This window comes from Flavobacterium akiainvivens (assembly GCF_001278115.1).
Classification (GTDB): Bacteria; Bacteroidota; Bacteroidia; order Flavobacteriales; family Flavobacteriaceae; genus Flavobacterium; species Flavobacterium akiainvivens.
Genome location: NZ_LIYD01000005.1, coordinates 105,944 through 125,409 on the forward strand (window position 1 = coordinate 105,944; position 19,466 = coordinate 125,409).

General features: G+C 45.6%; 14 protein-coding genes. 10 read left to right on the plus strand and 4 right to left on the minus strand.

The annotated features are described in order from the left end of the window. The first annotated feature begins 153 nt into the window (after positions 1-153). The 9 genes from AM279_RS00540 to AM279_RS00580 all read left to right on the plus strand — a co-directional run bounded on the left by AM279_RS00540 (position 154) and on the right by AM279_RS00580 (position 11,464). On the plus strand, positions 154-1,668 hold the full coding sequence (locus tag AM279_RS00540; protein WP_054405729.1) for a tetratricopeptide repeat protein: 1,515 nt from the start codon (positions 154-156) through the stop codon (positions 1,666-1,668). 253 nt (positions 1,669-1,921) lie between these two features. Beyond that, the gene (gyrB, locus tag AM279_RS00545) at positions 1,922-3,862 is read left to right on the plus strand and encodes a DNA topoisomerase (ATP-hydrolyzing) subunit B (RefSeq protein ID WP_054405730.1); all 1,941 of its coding nucleotides are present in this window, start codon (positions 1,922-1,924) and stop codon (positions 3,860-3,862) included. Then, positions 3,855-4,871 (plus strand): DUF6588 family protein, encoded by a 1,017-nt coding sequence (locus AM279_RS00550; protein ID WP_054405731.1) that lies wholly within the window; start codon positions 3,855-3,857, stop codon positions 4,869-4,871. Before gyrB ends, AM279_RS00550 begins: the two co-directional genes overlap by 8 nt. A 24-nt stretch (positions 4,872-4,895) precedes the next feature. After that, complete coding sequence (locus AM279_RS00555) at positions 4,896-5,831, plus strand: malate dehydrogenase (protein ID WP_054405732.1); 936 nt, start codon at positions 4,896-4,898, stop codon at positions 5,829-5,831. Positions 5,832-5,970: 139 nt separating this feature from the next. After that, entirely contained in the window at positions 5,971-8,916 is a 2,946-nt protein-coding gene (secDF, locus tag AM279_RS00560) for a protein translocase subunit SecDF (protein WP_054405733.1), read from the plus strand. Positions 8,917-9,067: 151 nt separating this feature from the next. Beyond that, positions 9,068-9,769 (plus strand): MotA/TolQ/ExbB proton channel family protein, encoded by a 702-nt coding sequence (locus tag AM279_RS00565; RefSeq protein WP_054405734.1) that lies wholly within the window; start codon positions 9,068-9,070, stop codon positions 9,767-9,769. Further along, on the plus strand, positions 9,769-10,176 hold the full coding sequence (locus tag AM279_RS00570; protein ID WP_054405735.1) for an ExbD/TolR family protein: 408 nt from the start codon (positions 9,769-9,771) through the stop codon (positions 10,174-10,176). The genes AM279_RS00565 and AM279_RS00570 overlap by 1 nt, the downstream gene beginning before the upstream one ends. 4 nt (positions 10,177-10,180) lie before the next feature. After that, the gene (locus tag AM279_RS00575; protein ID WP_054405736.1) at positions 10,181-11,095 is read left to right on the plus strand and encodes an energy transducer TonB family protein; all 915 of its coding nucleotides are present in this window, start codon (positions 10,181-10,183) and stop codon (positions 11,093-11,095) included. Between the two features lie 6 nt (positions 11,096-11,101). Beyond that, positions 11,102-11,464, plus strand: a complete 363-nt coding sequence (locus AM279_RS00580; protein WP_054405737.1) for an energy transducer TonB — start codon at positions 11,102-11,104, stop codon at positions 11,462-11,464. Positions 11,465-11,713: 249 nt separating this feature from the next. Here the strand turns inward: AM279_RS00580 and lgt are convergent, their stop codons facing one another. The 4 genes from lgt to folE all read right to left on the minus strand — a co-directional run bounded on the left by lgt (position 11,714) and on the right by folE (position 15,178). Then, positions 11,714-12,682: a prolipoprotein diacylglyceryl transferase gene (gene lgt / locus AM279_RS00585; protein WP_054405738.1), complete on the minus strand. Its 969-nt coding sequence runs from the start codon at positions 12,680-12,682 to the stop codon at positions 11,714-11,716. Positions 12,683-12,751: 69 nt separating this feature from the next. Further along, entirely contained in the window at positions 12,752-13,000 is a 249-nt protein-coding gene (gene yidD, locus AM279_RS00590) for a membrane protein insertion efficiency factor YidD (RefSeq protein ID WP_054405739.1), read from the minus strand. Between the two features lie 2 nt (positions 13,001-13,002). Next, the gene (cysS, locus tag AM279_RS00595) at positions 13,003-14,484 is read right to left on the minus strand and encodes a cysteine--tRNA ligase (protein ID WP_054405740.1); all 1,482 of its coding nucleotides are present in this window, start codon (positions 14,482-14,484) and stop codon (positions 13,003-13,005) included. A 22-nt stretch (positions 14,485-14,506) separates the two neighbouring features. Continuing rightward, a complete protein-coding gene (gene folE, locus AM279_RS00600; protein ID WP_054405741.1) occupies positions 14,507-15,178 on the minus strand; it encodes a GTP cyclohydrolase I FolE in 672 nt (223 codons plus the stop codon). Between the two features lie 231 nt (positions 15,179-15,409). Here folE and AM279_RS00605 point away from each other — a divergent pair. Continuing rightward, positions 15,410-19,466: hypothetical protein (locus tag AM279_RS00605; RefSeq protein WP_160316411.1), on the plus strand; the 4,057-nt coding region annotated here is incomplete at its 3' end.

A 19,466-nucleotide genomic window follows, 5' to 3' on the forward strand; every position in this document is an offset into this window, starting at 1 on the left:
TTTAGGTTTATAATTTAGTTTGTTTAAAATTTTGGAATTTTAGTTTGTTTGTTTGTGGAAGAGCGTCCCGCTATTGCGGGACGTTTTTTGTTTGTAAGTATTGGCATATTAATTGTAAGTTTATATTTATCAATTACGATCCGCCTTATCTTTATGAAAAGAATTACCTTACTGCTTCTCTTTATTTCCTTTACTGTTTCCGCACAGGAAAAATATACATTTAACCCGGAGCTGCCCGTGCCTACCATTGGCGATTTGCTAAAGCATGCCGATTCGCTTTTTATGCCTAACACCACCCTGAGTTTTGCATACAGTTCAGAGCACGCTAAGCCCTATAGCCAGATACACCCCGAGCCGGCAGCAGACCCCGGCTACCTGCCTAAAAAGCTTGAGGCTATAAAGAACGATTCGCTTAACCCGTTTCATTACAGCGACCTTGGCGGGTATTACGACAAGATGGGCGAGGAGGCAGCGTCATTTAAATATTACACAAAGGCTTATGACAAGCTAAAGCATTTTAAGGTAGAAAAGGATTCGGCACTGTATTATTCATACAGCGCGATATTAAAAATAAACCTGGGCCAGGACGGCGTGCCCGATGTTGAAAAAGCCCTGGCCATTAACCCTGCCGATACGCTTGCGTTTAGCTTTTACCCTATGATGCTTATTAATAACGGCCGTTTTGCCGATGCCAAAAGGGTATTGATGCCACTGCTGAAAGATGAAGGGCTTAAATACAACACCTATTTGTACCTGGGGCTTGTAGAAATTTATGAAAAAATGCAGCAGGCCATACAGGCAGGTGATGAGTGGACTGAAAAATCGAAAGGGCTTGCTATTGAAAACCTGATAGACATGCGGCCTTATGAGGAAAATTTTGATAAGAAGGACAAATACTTCAGGCGGCAGCAGGAATTTACAAGGCTGTTTAGCTGTTTTATGAAGCTTATCATAACACTCGACCCATCGGGTAAAGAAGTGGCTTCTAAACAAGATCTTGCTTATCTTAATGGGCGCATAAAGTATTTTACTGATTACCTTAAAGAGAAAGATGCCAACGTATACAGTGCTTATTTTTGCCTGGGCTTTGCTACCTGGCTTAAAAAAGACTACAATGGCGCCATAGCTAATTTTGAAAAGGCCCTTAAAGCCTTTCCGGCGGGTAAGGATAACTTTGGTTTCCGTACGCCCGATGCCTACACGGCTATTTCTACCCTTTACATCCTACAGAAAAACTATGATAAGGCGCTTGAGGTAAACCTGCGTAAGCTTAATGCCAAACTGCTTGATAATGCCGACAGGGCCTCCACGTTGCTGACTATCGGCAAGCTGTATTATGCAAAAGAAGATGCGGTTAAAGCGCTTGAATATGCCCAAAAAGCGGTAGAAGTGCAGCAAACTTTTGAGACCATGTTTTTTAAGTCGTATATGGCTACCCGTAATGGACAGGGAGAGTTAGGCGAGCAAACCTTGTTTAAGGCAGAAGAATTTATAAACCAGGAAAGCCAGACGCACGATTTAATGAGTTATTATATAGTGCTTAGCCTGGCTATGTCGCGTTTTGATTTTGCTGCCCAGTTATACTTTGATAACCAGCCCAAATTAACCGAAGAATGCACCACCTGCAGGTATCTTGTAACCCATTATCTTGTAAAGCTCGATGAGTAGCTTTTTTGGTGCTAAACGAGTTGATTTTAGCCTGTTAATCCAAATATTTTGGGCTGATTTACGACTTAAAAACAGTGCTGAAACTACATTAATGTAGTGTAATTGGGCAATTCTTTCACTATTGTTAAGTATTAGATGATTTTAATAAATTGTTAATAACTTAAAAGCTAATTAGAGGCGATTTGTGGCATTATCGCCTGCATTTTGCTATATTTGTTCGTTAAACATAAAAAATACGTTTAAGCTATAATTTATGAGCGAAGAAGTTAAGAAAAACAACTATTCGGCAGACAGTATCCAGGCATTAGAAGGAATGGAGCACGTAAGGATGCGCCCATCCATGTATATAGGCGATGTGGGTACACGCGGCCTTCACCACCTTGTATATGAGGTTGTTGATAACTCGATAGACGAGGCGCTTGCCGGGCATTGTGATACTATTTTTGTTGCCATTAACGAAGACAATTCTATTACCGTTGAAGACAACGGCCGTGGTATACCGGTAGATATACATAAAAAAGAAGGCGTTAGCGCACTTGAGGTTGTAATGACCAAGATAGGCGCCGGCGGTAAATTTGATAAAGACTCATACAAAGTATCAGGTGGGCTTCACGGTGTGGGGGTGTCGTGTGTTAACGCGCTTTCAGACCACTTAAGGGCTACTGTTTTTCGTGAAGGGAAAGTATATGAACAGGAGTATGAGCGCGGTAAGGCTATGTATCCGGTTAAGCAGATAGGCGAAACCGATAAGAGGGGTACTACCGTAACCTTTAAGCCGGACGGTACTATTTTTACACAAACGCTGGAATATAGCTATGATACGCTTGCTGCCCGTATGCGCGAGCTGGCCTACCTTAATAAAGGTATAAGCATAACGCTTACCGATAAAAGGGAAAACAACGAAGACGGCAGTTTTGTGAGCGAAACCTTCCACTCAAGCGAAGGTTTGAAGGAGTTTGTTAAGTTTCTTGACGGCAACCGCGAGCCTATTATTGCAAGCGTTATAAGCATGGAAACCGATAAGGGCGAAATACCGGTTGAGGTAGCGCTTATTTACAACACCAGCTATTCTGAAAACATATTCAGCTACGTAAACAACATTAACACCCACGAGGGCGGTACACACCTTTCGGGTTTCCGCAGGGGGTTAACCAATACGCTTAAAAAGTATGCCGATAACTCTGGCCTGCTTGAAAAGCTTAAGTTTGAAATCAGCGGCGATGACTTCCGTGAGGGGCTTACCGCAATTATATCGGTTAAAGTAGCCGAGCCGCAGTTTGAGGGGCAAACCAAAACCAAGCTGGGCAACCGCGAGGTGGTGGCGCCCGTAAGCCAGGCGGTGAGCGAAATGCTGGAAAACTACCTTGAAGAAAACCCTAACGATGCCCGCACTATTGTGCAAAAGGTTATCCTTGCGGCACAGGCGCGCCATGCGGCTAAAAAAGCCCGCGAAATGGTGCAGCGCAAAACTGTAATGGGCGGTGGCGGACTTCCGGGTAAACTGAGCGACTGTTCTGAGCAGGATCCTGAAAAGTGCGAGATATTCCTTGTAGAGGGCGACTCGGCAGGTGGTACTGCAAAACAGGGCCGTGACAGGGGTTTCCAGGCGATACTTCCGCTAAGGGGTAAAATCCTTAACGTAGAAAAAGCCATGCACCACAAGGTGTTTGAAAACGAAGAGATACGCAACATCTTTACCGCACTGGGGGTAACCATTGGTACGGCAGAAGACAGCAAGGCGCTTAACCTTGAAAAGCTGCGTTACCATAAAGTGGTTATTATGTGTGATGCCGACGTAGACGGTAGCCACATCAGTACGCTTATCCTTACGTTCTTCTTCCGCTTTATGAAGGAGCTGATTGAGAACGGACACGTATATATAGCAACGCCTCCACTTTACCTTGTTAAGAAAGGTGCCAAGAAAGAATATGCATGGACAGAAAACCAGCGCGACCTGATAAACGAGCGCCTGGGTGGCGGTGCAACCATACAGCGTTATAAAGGTCTTGGTGAGATGAACGCCGAGCAGCTTTGGGAAACCACGCTTGACCCTGAATTCCGCACGCTGCGCCAGGTAAGCATAGATAGCCTTGCTGAAGCCGATAGGATATTCAGTATGCTGATGGGTGATGAGGTTCCGCCAAGGAGGGAATTTATTGAAAAGAATGCTGCCTATGCCAAGATTGATGCATAAGCACACAAACATACTTGTTTTGGCTACGGCCCTGCTCCTGACGGGCGGGGCTACAGCACAAAACACGCAACAAATTGCGGGAGATATAGGGCGTCTGATTACTGACGCCCTTTTCTTTTCTGATAAGTACATAACCCCGGCAGCCGATGCTGCGGTGTACCAGCAAAGCAGCGGGTGGATAACCTCGCCACGCGAACGCGGGTTGTGGGATGTAACCTTTGGCCTGCATACAAACGTATTTTTTACGCCAAAGCGCGACAGGGTGTTTACTGTTTATAACGACGATTTCCAGTTTTTTCAGCTTGAAGAGGGTTTCCGTGCGGCGGTGCCCACCGCACTGGGCAATGACAAGCAGGTGTATCTTACCGGTATGATAGGTAACGACCCGGTGCGCCTTGAAACGCCTGAGGGTATAGATATGGAAACCGTGGCCTATCCTTATTTGCAGGGCTCGGTTGCACTGCCGTGGGGCAATGAGCTTGTAGTGAAGTATTCGCCAAAGGTAAAGCTTGAAAAAAGTAATTACCAGGTGTATGGGGTAGGGCTTAAGCACAACATAAGCCGCTACTTTAAAAGCCTTGAAGAGGAAAAGATACACATAGCGGTTTTAGCGGCTTATGCCAAGGAAGATGTATCGTTTAACTTCCTTAATGTACAAACGGATTATGGTTCGCTGGGTATAAACCAAATAAACGGGCTGGTAGACACGTGGCAGTTTCAGCTGAGCGCCTCGCAGCAGTTTTGGGACGACCTTGAGTTTATGGGCAGCTTTATTGTTAACACCAGCGATGTAAAATACCGCGTTACCGGAGAGACCGGCACCATTGAAGAAATAGTGCCACTACAGGCTGTGCTTAACGACAGGCTTAAAACCATATATAAAACGCGTATAAATTACATAGGAGAGTTTAGTGCGGCCTATAATATTGGCAATTTTAATATACAAACTATCGTTGCTTTTGGTAAATTTGTAAATACCAACGTTTCGTTGCAGTATTTATTTAAGTAACCTAAACAAACAAAATCATTTATTATGAAAGTAACAATTGTAGGTGCCGGCAACGTGGGCGCTACCTGTGCCGATGTAATTTCGTACAGGGGGATAGCCAGCGAAGTAGTTTTATTAGATATTAAAGAGGGCTTTGCCGAAGGTAAGGCTATGGACATAATGCAGTGCGCCAGCAACACGGGCTTTAATACACGTGTTAGCGGCGTTACTAACGATTACAGCAAAACGGCTAACAGCAATGTTGTTGTAATTACCAGCGGCATTCCGCGTAAGCCGGGCATGACCCGCGAAGAACTGATAGGTATAAATGCCGGTATTGTTAAAGGCGTGGCAGAGAACGTGCTTAAATATTCGCCGGAAGCTATTATAGTGGTGGTAAGTAACCCTATGGACACGATGACGTATCTTACGTTAAAAGCCACAGGCCTGCCGCGTAACAGGGTAATAGGTATGGGCGGCGCGCTGGATAGTTCAAGGTTTAAATACTTTTTGAGCAAGGCGCTTGATAAACCCATTACCGATATACAGGGTATGGTAATAGGCGGGCACGGCGATACTACTATGATTCCGCTTACAAGGCTAGCCAGCTACAACGGCAGCCCGGTGGGTGATTTTCTTGCAGCCGATGTACTGGAGCAGGTAGCGGCCGATACTATGGTGGGCGGTGCTACGCTAACCAAACTATTAGGTACAAGCGCGTGGTATGCCCCGGGGGCATCTGTAGCTTATTTGGTAGACAGTATATTGAATGACCAGAAGAAAATGATAGCCTGCTCGGTATTCCTGGAAGGGGAGTGTGGCCAGGAAGATATATGCCTGGGTGTGCCGTGTATTATTGGCGCAAACGGTTTAGAAGAGATAGTGGATATTGCCCTTAATGATGAGGAAAAAGCCAAACTGGCCAAGAGCGCCGACGCGGTTAGGGCCATGAACGCCGACCTTAAAGAAGTGCTGGTATAACGCTATACCCAATAAATACAGGGGCTGCCAATGGCAGCCTTTTTTTTTGATATAATTATGAAATAAATTGGTTTATCATGTGGTAAATTATATATTTGCTCGTTTTTAAAAAAATTGGAATAATTAATTTAGACTAAGAATGCAGAATAAGGGACTCGTAAAGTTTTTTGCAATACTATTTGCAATATTATGTATCTACCAGCTCACATTCACCTGGGTGGCAGGCAACATTGAAGATGATGCCAAGCTTTATGCCAAAGGAAATGCTGATAAAGAAGTAAAGTATCTTGACTCTATGGGTAAGATACCTGTATATCCGGTGCTGGGCTATACATATAATGAAGTAAGGGATAAACAAATAAACAAAGGCCTTGACCTTGAGGGTGGTGTTAACGTAACACTTGAAATCTCGGTAAAGGAAATCCTTAAAACCCTTTCTAACAACTCTGATAACCCTGTGTTTAACAAAGCCCTTGATGAGGCTACTAAAAACAAACAGGGCAACCAGGACTACCTTGATGCATTCTTTGTAGCATTTGCGCAAGTGTCTAACGGCACCCCGCTTGCTTCTCCTGATATTTTTGGTAACATAAACCTTGCCGGCGAAATCAACACTACAATGAGTGATGACCAGGTTAAAAAGGTTATTGCCAAAAAAGTTAGCGAGTCTATTGACAGTGCTTATGGCGTTCTTGCAGAACGTATCGATAAATTTGGTGTTGCACAGCCTAACATTATGCGCCTTGGCGAAAGCGGCCGTATACTTGTAGAGCTTCCGGGTGTTAAAGATATTGACCGTGCTACAAAGCTACTGCAAAGTACTGCACAGCTTGAGTTTTGGGAAGTATACAAGGCACAGGACGTGTTCCCGTACCTTAGCTCTGTAAACACAGCGCTTCAAAACGCTTCTAAAACTGAGAAAGATACAGCTGCAACTGCTGATGCCGGTAAACTGCTTGGTGCTAAAGATTCTCTTGGTGCTAAAAAAGGCAGCAACCCGCTACTTGACAAACTTAAAATGGAAAGGGCCGGCGGCGCTATACTTGGCGAGGCTTCCCTAAAAGATACTGCTGCTATAAACGCTATTTTCAGGAAACCTGAAATGAAGAGCATGCTGCCTAACAACCTGCAATTTGTACGTTTTGTATGGGGCAAGGCAGACGATAAGAAAAACGATGGCCTTGTGCAGCTTTATGCACTTAAAACCAACAGGGATAACGTTGCACCACTTGCAGGTAACGTAATTACTGATGCGGTTAATGATTTTGACCAGGCAGGTAAGCCTATCGTGAGCATGAAGATGAACCTTAAAGGTGCCCAGAAGTGGGAAGAAATGACCGGTAAGGCTTATCGTGAGCAGGGCTTTATTGCTATTGTTCTTGATAACGTAGTATATTCTGCACCTACAGTAACCAGCGGCCCAATTGCCGGTGGCAGCTCGCAAATATCTGGTAACTTTGATGTTACCGAGACTAAAGACTTAGCTAACATACTGCGTGCAGGTAAACTTCCTGCAAAGGCAGATATCGCCGAAAGGCAGGTAGTAGGCCCATCACTTGGCCAGGAAGCTATTGATAACGGTATTACTTCATCTATTGTAGGTTTACTGCTTGTATGTGCATGGATGTGGGTTTATTATGGTAAGGCAGGTACTTATGCTAACATTGCACTACTTGTTAACCTACTGTTCCTGTTTGGCCTTCTTGCAAGCCTTAGCGCGGTGCTAACACTGCCTGGTATTGCGGGTATTGTACTAACAATGGGTACTGCGGTAGATGCCAACATTATTATATATGAACGTGCCAAGGAAGAACTGCGCCACGGAAAATCGCTTGAAGAGGCTGTTAAAACTTCTTACAGCTGGAGGGGTGCAATGTCTTCTATTACCGATGCTAACGTAACACACGTGCTTACAGGTGCGGTACTGTTTATATTTGGTTCAGGCCTTGTAAAAGGTTTCGCAACTACACTACTTATAGGTATCTTTACTTCACTGTTTACATCATTGTTTGTAACAAGGATTTTCCTTGACAGGGCTGTTAAAAAAGGTACTAACCTAACGTTTGTAACCGGCCTTTCTAAAAACTGGTTTACTAACTTCCATTTTGATTTCCTTGGTGCCAAGAAGTTTACTTATATCTTCTCAAGCCTTGTGGTTATTGTAAGTGTGGTGTCGTTCTTTGTAAACGGCCTTGAAGAAGGTATTGACTTTGCCGGTGGACGTACGTATACCGTAAGGTTTGAAAAGCCAATTTCTGACGAAGACGTTAGGGAAGAGCTTGGTGCTGCATTTGGCGAAAACGTAGACGTTAAGCGTTTTGGTGGCGACAACCAGCTAAGGCTTACCACTAAATATAAAGTTGACGAAAAAGGCGAAGGTGTAGATAAGGAGATTACCACTATACTTTACAACGGCCTTAAAAAGCACTATACAAACCTTTCTTACGAGCAGTTTGTAAATAATAACGATGACAAGGTTCAGGGTATTATACAATCAAGCACCGTGAGCGGCAGCGTGGCAGATGATGCCAAGACTAATGCTTACTGGGCGGTACTTGGCGCAATGGCCATAGTGTTTGTTTACCTGATGGTGAGCTTCAGGAAATGGCAGTATTCGCTTGGTGCAATTGCCGCTGTGGCGCACGACGTAATATTTGTACTGGGTATATACTCACTTTGCTACAAGTTTATGCCGTTCCACATGGAAATTGACCAGCACTTTATTGCGGCCATACTTACCGTTATTGGTTACTCTATGAACGATACCGTAATTGTATTTGACAGGGTGCGTGAGTTCCTTGCCGGTAACCTTAAAGGTTCTTTCAGGGAAGTAGTTAACGCATCTATCAATACAACCATGTCTCGTACCATTAACACATCTCTAACCATGGTTATAGTACTTGCTATTATGTTTGTATTTGGTGGTGAGAGCATCCGCGGATTTGTATTCGCTATGCTAACCGGTATTGTTGTAGGTACTTATTCTTCACTATTTATTGCTACCCCGGTACTTGTTGACTCGGTAAGCAAAAAAGACAAAGAAGAAATTGAAAGGCGACACAACGAATCTCAGGAAGCTGCATAAGACATTTTTTGTTAAAAATATTGAAACCTGCCTATGCTTATAGGCAGGTTTTTTATTTATTTGTATACGCAAAAAAACATATATTCGTTATTATACAATAACACGACGGAAAAAAGCATAGTACTTTAAAAAACAGCAACCTACACTTAACATGACTAATTTGATCTTTTTAATGCAGGATTCCATTCCTGCCGCTGCACAAGACACTGCCGCCGCTGCGGTGCAAACCACAGAGGTATCGGTTAACTATCTTTCGCTTGTAATGAAGGGCGGTGTAATGGTAATCCCTATTATATTGCTACTATTCTTTACCCTGTATGTAATTATAGAAAGGGCCATGTATTACAGCAAGGCCACCAAGCATAACGAGGCGCTTATTAATGAAATACGTTTCCAGCTGAGCAGCGGCAAGATTGAGCCTGCACAGCTAACAGCCAGCAAGGCGGGTACTGCCGAGGGCAATATACTTGAGAGTGGCATAAGCCTGATAGGCCGCCCGCTTAGCGAAATAGAAGGCATGATGGAAAAGCAAACCAATGTTGAGCTGGGCCTTATGGAACGTAAACTGGGCTGGCTGGGCCTTGCTGCCGGTATTGCCCCAATTCTTGGCTTTATAGGTACTATTGCCGGGGTTATCAAGATTTTCTACCAGATATCTGAAACGGCCGATATTTCGATAGGCAGTATATCTGAGGGTTTGTATGAAAAGATGATCAGCTCGGGTATGGGGCTTATTGTGGGCGTTGTGGCCTATAGCGGCTACCACTATTTTAACATGGTGATAGACAGCTTTGCGCTGCGTGTGCAAAAGCAGGTAATACAGTTTGTAAACATAATAACTACAGGTAAATAATGAGGATTAGGAGAAATAAACGCTTTCATGCAGAAATCGCGGCCTCGGCGCTTAGCGATATCATGTTCTTTTTGCTGTTGTTCTTCCTGATTATCTCTACGCTGGCAAACCCTAACGTAATTAAGCTGATGCTGCCCAAGGCACGCACAACGGCTACTACCGATAAGGCACACATGAGCGTTTCGGTACTGGTTATGGAAGATAAGACAAAGCAATATTTTATAGATAAGGAACCCGTACTGTTTGACGACCTTGAAGCCAAGCTGGCCGAACACGTGCAGGCATCAGGGGACAATACGGTTATTGTGCGTTTCCCGTATGATTTGCAGGTGCAGGACATGGTAGATGTACTGCAGATAGGTGAGCGCCTTAAGCTGAAGTTTGTTATAGCTACCTCTAAACAGTAGTGCTATGGAAAAATTCACGAAAGAAGAAAAAGAGTCAACCGCCATTACCATCGTCATTTTCCTGGCGGTGTTTTTGCCGTTGTACTTTTTGACCTATACCATTACCGACCCCGACCCGCTTGAACTTGCAATGCTGGAAGGCGGCGGCGGTGGAGGCGGTGTTACCATAAATTTTGGTAACAGTAACGATGGTATGGGAGCCAACTACCGCAGCGAGCTTCTTGATGCGGCTACCAAGTTTAAGGCAGAACAGCCTGCACCGGCACCTCCTGCTGAAGAAATAGTGGGCAGCGATGACGATGAAGCTGAAGCGGTGGCCAACACCAAGCCTGTAGAACGTAAAGAACCCCGAATGCAGAATGCCAAGCCGGAAGACAACCCCAAGCCAAAACCTACTGCAACCCCAAAGCCCGAACAGCCCAGGAGGCCGCAAAACGCAGCGCTTGATGCCATGCTGAATAATAATGGAGATGGCAACACGGGCCGTGCCGGTAACCAGGGTAGTATGGACGGCAGCATTAGCTCCGGCAGCTACAGTGGAGATGGCGGAAGCGGTGGTGGCCGTGGCGGCGGACAGGGTAGCGGTGATGGTACCGGAACCGGCCCGGGCAGCGGAAGCGGCTCAGGCGGGGGTAGTGGTGCAGGCCGTGGTACGGGTGTGGGCGATTACAACCTGGCAGGCCGCAAAGCACTTACCAAGCCTAAGCCTGGCGGCTGTAATGAGAATGGTACTGTAGTGGTGCAAATAACTGTAGACCGCAGCGGCAAAGTAATAAAGGCCGAAACGGGCAGGGGTACTAATGCATCGCCGTGCCTTATTGCCAAAGCCAAGAGCGCTGCCCAGGATACTAAGTGGGATGCCGGCAGCAGCGACAAGCAGGTGGGTAGTATTACCTATAATTTTAAAGTAACGGATTAAGACATAATGAAAAAGCTGATATACGCACTGGCGCTTGCCCTGCCCATGTTTATGATGGGGCAGGAGAAGGACAGCGGTGCCGCTAAAGATATTGATAAGCCGGCGCTTGCAGGAAGGCCTGTTACAGACAAGCCTATTATACCCGCCCTGCCAAGCGATTGTAATGAAAGTGGCACGGTTGTATTTACTATTGAAGTAGACCGCGCAGGGGCCGTTAAAACGGCTAAGGTGGCTAAAGGTACCACTAACGAAACAGAGTGCCTTATAGCATACGCGAAGGCCATTGCCATGGCAACCCGCTTTACGGCAAAAGAAGATGCCCCCGAACTTCAGGAAGGGACATTGACCTATAATTTTAAGCTGGAATAATTTTCGGCATGAGCATAAAAAAATCCGGTTCAGTTTTGAGCCGGATTTTTTTATGTCCTATAATTGCGTTTCGGAAAGTAGAGAATGGAAAGTTGTTGAGTAAAAAAATGCGTACCATATTTTTGACTTTCGACTTGTGTACTTTCATAGTGAATATCGAACTCCAAAAGTGAAAAATTAAGCACTTTTTGAGTGTATTTTGTAAGAAAATTACAGGAATAAAAAAGCCACCCGGAGGTGGCTGTATTCTTACAAAGTTTCGGTTCGTTTTTTAGCTGTGGCAATCAGCCAGAAGCCTACCAGTATAAACGGTATGCTAAGCCACTGCCCGGTTGAAAGGATGGGGTTATCGCCCTCAAAACCGCCCTGGCTTTCCTTAACATACTCAACCACAAAGCGTACCGCCCATAAAAGCACCATAAATACCCCGAAAATAAGGCCGTGGTGCTTGCGGGCATTGGTTTTCCAATACATATAAAAGATGATGGCAAACACAAAGATATACAGGAATGCCTCATACAATTGTGCCGGGTGTCGGTATGGAATTGCCTCAAATATAGGCTTATAGCGCTCATTATGCTCTATCAGGTCGTAGGCCTGGTTAACGTTATCGGTATTGGTAAGGCCGGTTACGGTATGCTTGGCAAGTTGCACCTTTTCTCCCTGAACGTCAAGTACTTCCTCGTTACGTACGAATTTTACGGCTGTAGAAAGGTCGGCACTTGTGGGTTTGCCAACTATCTCACTATTAAAGAAATTGCCCAGCCTCACAAAGATACCACCACTGGTAACGGGCAGTACAATACGGTCTAAAACCCATAGTATGGGTCTGTGTATCACCTTTTTACTGTACCAAACCACTGCCAGTATAATGGCGATGGCAGCACCGTGGCTGGCAAGGCCGGTAAAGCCTGTAAACTGAAACTCAGGCCTGAATTTAACCGGTAGCAGGATTTCTTCGGGGTGCTGGCTAAAGTAAGGCCAGTCATAAAAGAAAACATGCCCAAGGCGTGCGCCTAACAGGGTGGCTATCAGGGTGTAAACAAACAACTTGTCCAGTTTTTCGTTAGACTCGCCCTCACGGTCGTAAACCTGTTTCATAATGTACCATCCTAAACCAAAGGCAATTACAAAGCCAAGGCTGTAGTAGTGCAGGGTTATGGGGCCTAACTTAAAGCCATCGGGCTGGTTCCAGACAATGCTTAAAAATTGTGTCATTTATAATGTGTTTCCTGGTTTGTCGTAAAATTATTGAATCAGTTACAGCTTTTTGCTATCAAATTGTTACTATTTATGCCGGCAGGTTTTTTCAGGTACCGGGTCATAACCGCGCCCACCCCAGGGGTTGCAGCTTGCTATACGCTTGATGCTCAGCCATCCGCCCTTAAAAAGGCCATGTGTTTTGAGCGCTTCAATAGTGTATTGCGAGCAGGTAGGGGAGTAGCGGCAGGCCGATGGCAGCACCGGCGAAATGGCCACCTGGTAAAAACGTACCAGCAGCACAAAGGGCAGCGTAATAATTTGCCCTGTTTTCACGTCTAACTGATTGAGAATGTGGTGCCTTCCTTGCCGTCTTTTAGTGCTATGCCCAGTGCGGCAAGCCTGTCGCGAATTTGGTCACTTAGCGCGAAATCTTTATTGGCGCGCGCTTCGTTTCGCATGGCAATCAGCATGTTAACCACGCCGTCAAGCTTTTCATCGCCTGCTTCCTGAGCGGTTTCGTTCTTAAGGCCAAGCACATCAAATGCAAAAGCCTGCATGGCTTTAGAAAGCGTGTCAAGGTCGGCTGCTGAGATGGTTTCTTTATTGTCTTTCAACAGGTTAACAAACTTAACGCCTTCAAACAGGTGTGCAATAAGTATGGGGCTGTTAAAGTCATCGTTCATGGCATCATAGCACTGCTGTTTCCAGGCCTCAATATCAAGGCTTGATGATGCGGCTGGTTGTATAACTGCAAGGCTTTCAATGGCTTCCATAAGCCTTTGGTAACCTTTTTCGGCAGCGGTAATGGCGTCATTGCTAAAATCCAGCACGCTTCGGTAGTGTGCCTGTAGCATAAAGAAACGGGTAACTGCCGGGCTAAACGGTTTGCTTAGCTTGTCGTTGTTACCGCTGAATATTTCACGTGGTAATATGTTGTTACCGGTAGATTTAGCCATTTTTTTCCCGTTGAGGGTCAGCATGTTGGCGTGCATCCAGTAGTTTACAGGGCTTTGGCCGGTACAGGCTTCATTCTGTGCAATCTCACATTCGTGGTGCGGAAATTTAAGGTCCATACCACCACCGTGAATATCAAAATGGTTACCCAAATACTTGGTACTCATGGCAGTGCATTCAAGGTGCCATCCCGGGAAACCGTCTCCCCATGGCGATGGCCAACGCATAATATGCTCGGGTTCAGCTTTTTTCCAAAGGGCGAAGTCAGCCGGGTTTCGTTTTTCGTCCTGTCCGCTTAGTTCGCGGCTGTTAGAGAGCATATCTTCAAGGTTACGGCCGCTTAATTTGCCATAGTGGTGGTTTTCGTTAAACTTAACCACATCAAAATACACAGATCCGTTGCTTTCGTAAGCAAAACCGTTGTCAAGTATCTGTTTTATAGTCTCTATCTGCTCAATAATATGGCCTGTTGCAGTAGGCTCTATGCTGGGCGGCAGGTTGTTAAACAGCTCCAGTATCTGGTGAAAATCAACCGAATAGCGCTGTACAATTTCCATTGGCTCCAGCTTTTCGATACGGGCTTTTTTGGCAATCTTGTCTTCGCCTTCGTCTGCATCGTCTTCCATGTGGCCTACATCGGTAATATTACGCACATAGCGCACTTTAAAACCCAGGTGTTTTAAGTATCTGTACACCAAGTCAAAAGATATAAAAGTACGGCAGTTACCCAGGTGCACATTACTGTATACGGTAGGGCCGCACACATACATGCCCACACTGCCCTCGTGCAGGGGAACAAAGGTTTCTTTATCGCCGCTTATTGAGTTGTATATCTTTAACTGCTGGTTTTGGTACAGGTGCATATATAATTAGGGTGTTTTGGGCTTAAAACTGGGTGTCGAGCTTTATATAGTCAAGGAATTCCCTCCTTACGGCTTCTTCTTTAAACTTACCGCCAAATTCAGATGTTACAGTGCTGCTCTCTATATCGCGAATGCCGCGTGAGTTTACACAAAGGTGCTTGGCATCTATAACACAGGCAACATCCTGGGTGCCCAGCACTTGCTGCAGTTCCTGTACAATTTGCATGGTAAGGCGCTCCTGAACCTGTGGGCGCTTGGCATAATAATCTACAATACGGTTCATTTTACTAAGCCCTATTACAGAACCGTTGCTAATGTATGCCACGTGTGCACGGCCCACTATAGGAAGCAGGTGGTGCTCGCAGGTAGAGTAAATGGTAATATTCTTTTCTACAAGCATTTCGCCATACTTGTAGTGGTTTTCAAAGGTAGATGACCCCGGCTTTCGGGTTGGGTTTAAACCGCCAAATATTTCCTTTACAAACATTTTGGCTACGCGGTTTGGCGTGCCTTTAAGGCTGTCATCAGTAAGGTCCATACCCAGTGTAAGGAGTATGCTTTCTACGTCTTTTTTAATAAGGTTTATTTTTTCGTCGTCGCTAATGTCAAAAGCGTCGTCTCTTAAAGGGTTTTTAGCACTTGTGGCAATGTGGTCGTCGCCTATCTCGTCTCTGCTATTATCTGAGTTGATCATTATATTAATTGTAAAAAAATCAGGAGGCAAAGATAACTATAAAATATTTTTTAATAGGATTTGGTGTAAATGAAAATGGTATTTGGGTGCCAAATGAAAAAAAATAAAAAAATTTTGATTTTTAGTTAGGGAAAAGTGCTTTTGGGCTGTTATATCAAAAAAAATATTTTTTGTTGTAGGTTTGGATCAATTTATTGTAAATTTCGCGTTTTAAAAATTGTTTGTAGTAACATGAAGAAGTATTACTTATTATGTGTTCTTGGTTTAATTACCAGCGCCATGTTTGGACAAGGCAACACGGCTCCCACCATGCAGCCATTATGTGCAGACATCAACATTACGTTTCCTAACACCACTAACAGCCCGCCGGCAGACCCTAACTCTGCAGCTGACAGTTACGGGTGTTTAGGTTCTGAGCCTAATCCTGCGTGGTTTTATTTCCAGATAGGTACCAGTGGTAACCTTACCTTTGAAATGGAGCAGTATAACAACGCCGGTACCCCTATTGATGTTGACTTTATTGCCTGGGGTCCTTTCGTTGGTCCACCGCCAATTTATGGACCTGCTAACCTGAATTCAAATACTGAGGTAGGTTGTAGTTATTCTGGCTCAGCCTTTGAATCTTTAACTATAAACAATGCTGTTGCGGGTCAATATTATGTAATATTGATGACCAACTTTAGTAACCAGGCCGGCCAGATTAGCTTTGAACAAAGCAATATTGGGCAGCCGGGTGCGGGTTCAACAAGCTGTGCGATTCTTTGTCCGCTTACTGTGGGTGAAGATTTTACGCTTTGTCCTAACACTACAGCAAACATAACGGCTCAGTTTACTCCGGAAGGTAACTATGACCCTGCACTTACCGAAATACAGTGGTATAACGGTGCTGATGCTATACCAGGTGCTGAATCATTTACACTTACAATAAATTCGCCAGGTACTTATACTGTTGTAATAACTAACCCTGCCTGTGGTTCTGATGCTGTTTCTGATTCAGTTACGGTTACCGCTCCCGACCCGCTTCCTATAAATGAGCCTGAAGATTTGGTTATATGTGCTACAGGTGGTGCTCCTTATACATTTAACCTTGAGGAAAATATAGATGTTATTTTAGGAGATGAAGATCCTAATAATTATCAGATTTACTTCTATGAAAATCAGGCTGATGCAATTGAAGGTTTTCCTATTATTATGACACCTGCAACGTATCAGGCACCCGGACAAGGTGAAACTGTATATGTAAGTGTTATGGATTACTTTACACTTTGTACAGAAATCATGTCATTTGATCTTTTTGCTAACCCTGCGCCTCAGCCAGGTGAGCCTGAAGACCTTTTTGCTTGTGATACAGATAATAACGGTACAGAAACTTTTGACCTTACTGCACAGGAAGGTACTATACTTGCCGGCCAGGATCCTAACGAAAATATAGTTACATACCATACTACGGCATTAGGTGCTGAAGAGAATACAGGTGCTATTCAAACGCCTGATAACTTCACTACCGGAGATACTACTATATATGTACGTATGACTAATGCTGATGATGAAGATTGTTATTCAACAACTTCATTTATCATTGATGTTACCCCGCTGCCTGAGCCTGTAGCGCCTGCTGATGCTTTTGCATGTAGCGATGCGCCTTATGTGCTTCCTGCATTAGCAGAAGGGAACTATTATACACAAACCGGCGGTCCTGCCGGAAATGGTACTCTACTTCAAGAAGGAGCTACTATAACACAAACCGCTACCATATATGTATATGCTGAAGAAGGTATAGCGCCTAACATTTGTAGTGGTGAAGATAGCTTTGTAGTTACAATATATCAAAAACCTGAAGTTGATGAACCTGCTGCTGTATTTGCCTGTGAAAGTTATGTGCTTCCGGCATTAAACGTAGGCCAGTACTACACAGGCCCGGGCGGTACCGGAGATATAGTTCCACCTACTACAGAAATCACTACAACTACTACACTTTATATATATGCACAAACAGGAACAGCTGCAACTATTCTGTGTACTGATGAATATATATTTAATATTACTATAGACCATGCCCCCGTTGTAGGCACAGCCAGCCCTATAGAGGTTTGCGATGATAACAACGATGGCTACGGTGTCTTTAACATAACCCCTGCGGGAGCTGAGATCATTGGCAACCAGACAGGTTTAGAGGTAACCTACCACAATACGATAGAAGACGCTGAGGCAGGAGAGAATGATGTAACCGGTCTTACCAACTATGTAAACACAACAGTAGATTTCCCTGATGATGCAGAGAACCCACATGTTTATGTAAGGGTGGTAACGGCAGGCACTACAACCAACTGTGCTACAGTAGTAGAAGTAGACCTTATCGTACACCCACGTCCTGAGATCCAGGCCTTAGCTCCCTACATTCTTTGCGACGACAACAACTCGCCAGACGGAGTTGAGATTTTTGACCTGACTACGAAGAATGGCGAGGCTACGTCAGACCCTGATGCAGAGGTAAGCTGGTATGCTACAGAAGGCGATGCCATTGCCGGCACAAGCCCGTTGGCCGATGCCACGGCACACGAGAGTGCCACGGGCGAGGTTTGGGTACGCGTAGAGAACGGCTTTGGCTGTTCAGATGTGGCGGTGCTGCAGCTGGTAGTAAACCCGCTACCTGTAATTGCGCAGAACATGGACCCGTTCTATGCGTGTGAAGACACCCCTGGGGTAGGCCTTTTTGATTTTGATGAGATCGACCCTGTAATCACGCAGGGCGCGGCAGGCTATTCGGTAGCGTACTATGCCACTATGGAAGATGCCGTAGCCGGCGCGGATGACAACTACTTGGTATCGCCTTACGCCTCACCAAATGCCACAATCTATGCCAGGGTAGAAGACGTAGCTACCGGTTGTACGATTATCAGCCCTGTAACGTTAGAAGTACTGCCTGCACCAATCGCCCCTGAATTAGCCGCCCTTGAAGAGTGCGACCCTAACAACGACGGCTTTGCGGTATTCAACCTGAGCAGCACAATTGCCTTTATCGAGTCTGCACTGGGCGGCACGGTAACAGTAACAGTACACGAAACCCCTGAGGATGCCGATTTTGGCACCAATGCACTAACTGCGGGCCAGATTGTAGCCTACCAGAGCGTAATGACCAATTTATACCTAAGGGTAGAATCGAGCCAGACGGAGTGTTTTGATGTAGCCACGCTGGAGCTGATCGTACACCCTGCACCTGAGGCCACCACGCCGGACGGCCCTTATGCCCTTTGCGACAACGGCACAAACGATACCGATGGTATCGGGGTGTTCAACATCGCACAATACAATGCGGAAGTACTGGGTAGTTTAGACCCAACGCAATATACGGTAACCTACCACAGCACGCAGGATGCGGCCGATGCCGGCTTCCCTGTAATCGCCACACCGGGCAGCTACAACAGCCCGAGCGCTACGGTATACATCAGGGTAACCAACAATGCTACGGGCTGCTATGATGTAGTAGAGCTTGAGCTGATTGTAAACCCGCTACCGGTAGTAACCCAGCCGGTACCGTACAGCCTTTGTGATGTAAACAACACAGGCGATGCCAGGGAAGAATTTGACCTGACAAGCAGGATAGACGAGATCACAGGCGGCGCATTTGGTGTGGATGTAACCTTCCACGACACGTATGCGCAGGCCGTAGCCGGTACACCGTTCATTACCACCCCTGATGCCTACACCAACGTAGAGCCGGGCGTTGAAACGGTATTTGTACGTGTAACCGATGCCGAGACAGGCTGCTTCAGGATTGTGTTGTTAGACATCCGCGTAGAGCCGCTTCCGGTACTGGTAGTGCCAACAGCTGCAGAGACGACCGAGTGTGATACCGATGGCGACGGCTATGCCACGTTTGACCTTGAAGCCCTTGTGGAAGACATGGTCAATAACGGTGTAGGCATCAGCGTAGCGTTCTATGAGAGCGAGTGGGATGCAGAGAACGGCTTTAACGCCATCCCTAACCCGCAGAGCTATGTAAACATGGTAGCCTACGAGCAGGAAATTTATGTAGTAGCCACCAACGATGAGACCGGCTGCCTTAGCGCCCCTTATGCCATCACGCTATACGTAACGGCCGCACCACAGGCCCCTGACCTGGAAGATATGGAGCTGTGCGACGATACCGACAGTAACAACCAGAATGCACAGACCTTTATCGACCTTACGGTATACGAAGACTTTATCTACGAAGAGACAGGGGCAGAAGAAGGCACCCTGACGATAGAATACTTTGCCAGTGAGGCGGCGGCCAACAACGGCGCCC